A 5,910-nucleotide genomic window follows, 5' to 3' on the forward strand; every position below is an offset into this window, starting at 1 on the left:
AGCCGCCCCTCTGCCTGTCGTTCTAGGCTGACTGCCTGTCTCGGATCAGAAGCTCGTCGGAGTCTGTCCGAATTTGTTCTTGCGGCCGGTCAGCGCGATCGCGGCACCACCGACGAGGAGGAGCAGGGCGCCCGTCGTCAGTCCGCCGAGGTCGGCACCGGTGCGCGGCAGCTGGCTGCCGTCGTCTCCACCGTTTCCGGCGTTCCCGTTGTCGCCGCCGTCCGACCCGCCGCCGTTGGCGCCTTCGGTGACCTTGAAGGAGTCCTTCATGGTGTCATCGCCGCAGGTTGCAGTCGCGGTGTAAGCGCCGACGTAGGCCGAGGCGTTCGAGGAGGTGCCGAAGACGTTGACGGAGGCATTGCCTTCGTCATCGGCTTTGACGGTGTTCTCGTAGGCCGTGACGTTGATGCCCTTCGGGTTGACCTCGAAGTGGACATCTGCGCCCGGTTCGCAGTTCTCGACAGCGAGGGTGACGCCCTTCTTGTCGTTGGCGAAGTCCGCGGCCTCGATCGTCTTCGGCGAGACTGTGAAAGTTGCCTCGGCGGGAGCCTCGGTCTCACCATCGTCGTCGCCGACGACGTTGATGTTGCCATTGAGAGTCTCCGACTCGGTGCCTTCGCGGTCGATGGTGACGGTGAACGGAACCTTGCCGACCTCGAGGTTGTCGGGGTTGCCCTCGTACCAGAGGTGGAGCTTGTAGTCGCCATCGGCATCGGCGGTCTCGCTCTTGCCAGTGAGCGAGTCGGTGATCGTGTCGCCCTTCTTCACACCGGAAACGGTGACGGTCACGCCCTTGTCCTTGTTGGCGAGATCCTCGGCGGTGATCTCCTTGGGATCGACCTTGAGCGAGGCGTCGATCGGATCGACGGCATCGTCCTCGGTCACAGTGATCTCGACGGCATCGGACTCTTCGCCGGACTCGTCGTCGACGAAGGTCAGTGAGTACTTGCCTGCTTCGATTGACTCGGGTGCGATCACGGCGCCCTCGACATTGCCGTCCTCGTCGGCACGAAGTTCATCGGCCTGAGTGGCTGCGGCACGCTGGGCCGAGACGGCTTCGCCCTTGACGCTGACGGTCCCATCCGGAGAGAAGCCGGTTCCGCTGAACTTCAGTCCGTCCTTCTTGAAGTCCTCGAGGGAGATCGTCTTCGAAGCAACCTTGACGGTCGGGTCGATCTCCGAGTCTTCGGTGATGGTGAAGTCCTGAGCCGGGGAGTTGGTCTCGGACTCCTGGTCGACACCCCAGGCCGAGTAGTCGCCGGCCGGGAGTTCGCCGTCGCCCTCGAACTTCAGGGTTGCGGAGACCTTTCCTTCGTCGTCGGCTTCGACTTCCTGGGTTGCGAACGGCGACGTTTCGTTGCCGCCGACGACGGTGACCTTGCCACCGGGGGTGAAGCCCTCGCCTGTGACCTCGACGCCGTTCTTGTCGAACTCGCTCTGTGTGAACTCATCGGCGTTGAGCGAGACTGTCGGATTGACATCAGGAGCAGCGTACGGCGTGTAAGAGAATGAGGTCGATTCCGTTGCTGTCGGAGCGTTCGTGCGTTGCACCTGGACGGCGAGGCTCTGCTTGCCGGATGTGAGCGACTCTGCGTCTTTGGCAGACCGCAGCTTCAGAGTCGCGGACGAACCTTGAGCGGTCGTGGTCGGGCCGGTCAGGCCGGACTTAGCGGCGACCTTGTCGCCCTTCTCCAGGCCGGTGACCTTGACGGTCACGCCTTCCTCGGCGAGCTCTTCGGCCGTGACCTCACCCGAGGTCACCTGCACCGAGGCGTTGATCGGGTTGGCCTCGTCCTCGGACTTGTCGTCGTCCTTGGCGTCTTTGTCCTCGTCCTTGGGGGCAGGAGCGGGCTTCGGGTCGACCTTCTTCGGCGGCTTCTCGGCGTCGTCCTTCTTGTCCGCCTTGTCCTCAGCGGCCTTCTTCTTTTCGTCCGCCTTCTTCTCAGCGGCGGCCTTCTTGGCTGCCTCAGCCTTTTCCTTGGCCTTCTTTTCAGCGGCCGCCTTCTCTGCCGCTGCCTTCTTCTCGGCTTCAGCCTTCTCAGCCGCGGCCTTCTTGGCCTCTTCCTTCTTCTTGGCTTTGGCCTTGTCGGCTTCGGCCTTCTTCTGCTCGGCAGTCTGCGTGGATGCCGACTGAGCGGACGTCGATTCCGCGGCGGCGACCGGGCTCGCGACAAGCCCGGTGAATGCGAGCGCGACTGCCGGCGCAAGGATGATCTTCTTCATGGGTGTGCCTTCAATCTCTGTGGCGAGGGGTGTGATACGGCACTCATCCTAGGTTCTGAGGGTTTTCCAAACTATTTCTGTACGTTTTGTTCAGGTGTAATTGCTGTAACGCTTAGGTGAATTCCTTTTACCGTTTCGTGACCTACTGGTCGGTAAAGGAATGACTGTCGGGGCTGCCTCGGCGAGGGGAATCGTCGCCCGCGCCGACTCAGCGGTTCCGCCCTAGACCGGCCACGCCTCGGCGCGGATCTGCTTGCGCTGCTCGACGGTCGGCACACGGACGGTCAGGGCCGCGGGGGCGACCTCCATCTCGAGGTACGACGACTGACCCAGCGGATCCCCGTCGAGCTGGATATCAACGTCGTCACCGGCTTCGATGACGACCTTGCGGCACTTCCGGATGTTCGTGTGCAGCCCGCGCGAGGCCCGACGGCCGGCGATCGATGCAAGCACGCCGACCCACTGACCGAGGTTCTTCGGGCTGACGATGAGCACGTCGAGCATGCCGTCGTCGATGACCGCCTGCGGCAGCAGTTGGATGCCGCCCTGCAGCTTCCCGCAATTGCCGCCGAGGACCGAACGCACCCGCGCCGAGATCCGATATTCGTCGTCGAACGTGACCTTGACATGACTGGGTTTGCCGGTGAGCTTCCGTGATCCCGCTTCGACATAGGCGAGCCATCCGAGGCGGGCCTTGAGATCGTCGCTGGTGTCGGCCATGACCGCGGCGTCGAAGCCGAGTCCGGTCATCACGGTGAATACGTGGGTGTCGCCGTCCGGGTCGGTCTTCGCCTTCCCGACGTCGATCTCGCGGTTGCGCCCCCACAGGGCGATCCGCAGAGCCCACTCCGTCTTGTCGAGGACGAGGTCGATATTGCGGGCGAGCAGATTCCCGGTCCCCAACGGCACGATCCCCATCGGGGTCGATGTCCCTGCCAACGCCGAGGCGACAGCGCGGATGGTGCCGTCCCCGCCGGCGGCGATGACGACGTCGACCCCCTCGTCGAGGGCGCGGACCGCGGCCCCTTCGCCGGTGTCCTCAGGGGTGGTCTCGAGCACGAGCGGAGGGTTCCATCCCTCGAATCGGCAGATCGCCTCGGCGGTGGAGGCCAGGTTGTGCACATCGGTCTTCGTGGGATTGACGATGAGCGCGGCACGGTACCGGGCGGCGTCATCGACCACCTCGTCGGAGAGGTTCGCCGGGTGGGCGTAGCGTCTCATCGTGCTGAGCGTGCGTCGCACGCCGGTGAGACGGCCGATGAGGAACACGGCAGCGAGCACAGCGAGTGCGCCGACGATGATGACCCAGGTCATCAGGGGATCCAACTCGATGGTCATGGCCCAAATGTACAGTGCGGAACTCAAATGCGAGCTGAGTGCCGAATATCGAAAACAGGCCCGGCCCGTTAAGCTGAGAGGGTGATCGATCTAGCGCTTCTCAGAGATAACCCGGCCCTGTTCAAGGCATCGCAGGAAGCTCGCGGGGCATCCGTCGAGCTCATCGACGAGGTCATCGCCGCCGATTCCGCTCGTCGTGCGGCCATCACCGCGTTCGAAGACGCACGTGCGGATCAGAAGTCCTTCTCCTCCCAGATCGCGAAGGCGTCGAAGGAGGACAAACCGGCACTCATCGCCGAAGGCAAGGCGAAGTCCGAGACCGTGAAGTCGCTGTCAGCCGAGTCGGAAGAAGCCACGTTCGCCTTCGACCAGCTCGTGTCGAAGGTCCCGAACCTCATCATCGACGGCATCCCCGCCGGCGGGGAAGAGAACTTCGTGACGCTCAAGACCGTGGGCGTTCCCCGTGATTTCACCCCGGACGGCTTCGAACCGCTCGACCACCTCGAGATCGGTGAGAAGCTGGGGGCCATCGACACTCAGCGGGGAACGAAGGTCTCCGGATCGCGTTTCCACTACCTCACCGGCTTCGGCGCGAAGCTGGAGATGGCTCTGCTCAATCTTGCGCGCGATGTCGCCGAGGAGGCCGGGTTCAACCCGACCATCACGCCGACCCTGGTCCGCCCCGAGGTCATGCGCGGCACCGGGTTCCTCGGTGAGCACGCCGACGAGGTCTACCGTCTCGAAGCCGACGACCTGTTCCTCGTCGGCACCTCCGAGGTGCCCCTGGCCGGCTACCACATGGACGAAATCATCGACCTGACCGACGGTCCGCTGCGCTACGCCGGTATCTCCTCCTGCTACCGCCGCGAGGCCGGCTCCTACGGCAAGGACACCCGCGGAATCATCCGCGTCCACCAGTTCCAGAAAGTTGAGATGTTCGCCTACGTCCCGGTCGAGGACGCCGAAGCCGAACACGAGCGGATGCTGTCCCTGCAGGAGAAGATGCTCGGACTGTGCGAACTGCCCTACCGGGTCATCGACACCGCTGCCGGTGACCTCGGCGATTCCGCCGCCCGCAAGTTCGACTGCGAAGCCTGGGTGCCGACTCAGGGCACCTACCGTGAGCTGACCTCGACGTCGAACTGCACGACTTTCCAGGCCCGCCGCCTGCAGATCCGCGAACGCCGTGACGGTTCGACCCGCCCGGTCGCCACCCTCAACGGAACCATGGCCAACACCCGCTGGCTGGTGCCGATCCTCGAAAACCACCAGCAGGCAGACGGCTCGGTCACGGTGCCCGAGGCACTGCGGCCCTACCTCGGCGGGATGATCGCTCAGGGCCCGGAGGGACCGCGCTACTGAGGCTGTGCCGGGACGCGGGGGACTGACCGTTCGGCGGAACCCGGCGATTCTCGGTTGGGTTCGGTCGCCTCGGCGCCGGTAGGAACGACGACAAGAGAAATCACGCATACGTTGGGAGACACATTGACCCCGCACCTCATCGCACTCGATGTCGACGGCACTATCGTCGGATACGACGGATCCCTGTCGGAGTCGGTGAAGCAGGTGCTCGATCGGCTCGCCGAGGAGGGCCACCACCTTGTGATCTCCACCGGCCGTGCCCTGCCGGGCGCGCTCGAGGTCGTCCACGCGCTCGATCTCAAGCACGGATTCGTCGTGTGCTCGAACGGGTCCGTCGTCGTCCGCCTCGACCCGGAGCTGCCGTTGGGGTGGGAGATGCACCATGTGGTGTCCTTCGACCCGAAGGATGCGCTCGAGCAGATGCACGCGGCGCTGCCGACGGCGCTGTTCCTCGTCGAGGATCCGGACCTGCACCGGTGGGCGTCCGGAGCGTTCCCGGTCGGTGAGCTCGCCGAGTCCGACACGCTCGACATCGTCGACTTCGACGAGCTGCTGACCAAGCGGGCCACCCGCATCGTCATGCGCGAGGTCAACGGCACCGCCGAGGACTTCGCGGCCGCAGTGGACTCGCTCGGACTGCATGAGGTCAGCTACTCGGTCGGCTGGAGCAACTGGCTCGACATCGCCCCCGACGGGGTCTCGAAGGCCAGCGGGCTGGAGATCGTGGCCGACGAGCTTGGGATCGAGCATGCGCACACCGTGGGCGCCGGAGACGGACTCAACGACCTCGAGATGATCGAATGGGTCGACCACGGAATCGTCATGGGCCAGTCGAAGGACGAACTCAAGGTGCTCGCGAGCGTGGTCACCGATTCGGTCGCCGACGATGGCCTGGCGGTTGCGTTGGTCGACTACTTCGGCATGGACACTGCGCTCTTAGAAGCAGAGGGCACCACCAACACCCGCCCCTGATTACTACCTGACGGC

4 protein-coding genes are annotated in these 5,910 nt (G+C 64.5%); 2 read left to right on the top strand and 2 right to left on the bottom strand.

All coding sequences use genetic code 11. From position 1 onward, the window contains the following. Positions 1–45: 45 nt before the first annotated feature. Both AD89_RS0117000 and AD89_RS0117005 read right to left on the bottom strand, forming a co-directional pair. The gene (locus tag AD89_RS0117000; RefSeq protein ID WP_025780765.1) at positions 46–2,223 is read right to left on the bottom strand and encodes a hypothetical protein; all 2,178 of its coding nucleotides are present in this window, start codon (positions 2,221–2,223) and stop codon (positions 46–48) included. Positions 2,224–2,445: 222 nt separating this feature from the next. Next, positions 2,446–3,561 (bottom strand): diacylglycerol/lipid kinase family protein, encoded by a 1,116-nt coding sequence (locus tag AD89_RS0117005; RefSeq protein WP_025780767.1) that lies wholly within the window; start codon positions 3,559–3,561, stop codon positions 2,446–2,448. 81 nt (positions 3,562–3,642) lie between these two features. Between AD89_RS0117005 and serS the strand changes: the two genes are divergently transcribed. Together serS and AD89_RS0117015 are read left to right on the top strand one after the other, a co-directional pair. Beyond that, positions 3,643–4,923: a serine--tRNA ligase gene (gene serS / locus AD89_RS0117010; RefSeq protein ID WP_025780769.1), complete on the top strand. Its 1,281-nt coding sequence runs from the start codon at positions 3,643–3,645 to the stop codon at positions 4,921–4,923. Between the two features lie 111 nt (positions 4,924–5,034). Next, on the top strand, positions 5,035–5,895 hold the full coding sequence (locus tag AD89_RS0117015) for an HAD family hydrolase (RefSeq protein WP_231488766.1): 861 nt from the start codon (positions 5,035–5,037) through the stop codon (positions 5,893–5,895). Positions 5,896–5,910: the final 15 nt, after the last annotated feature.

Origin of the sequence: Brevibacterium sp. VCM10 (genome assembly GCF_000583215.1) — a bacterium.
Taxonomy (GTDB): domain Bacteria; phylum Actinomycetota; class Actinomycetes; order Actinomycetales; family Brevibacteriaceae; genus Brevibacterium; species Brevibacterium linens.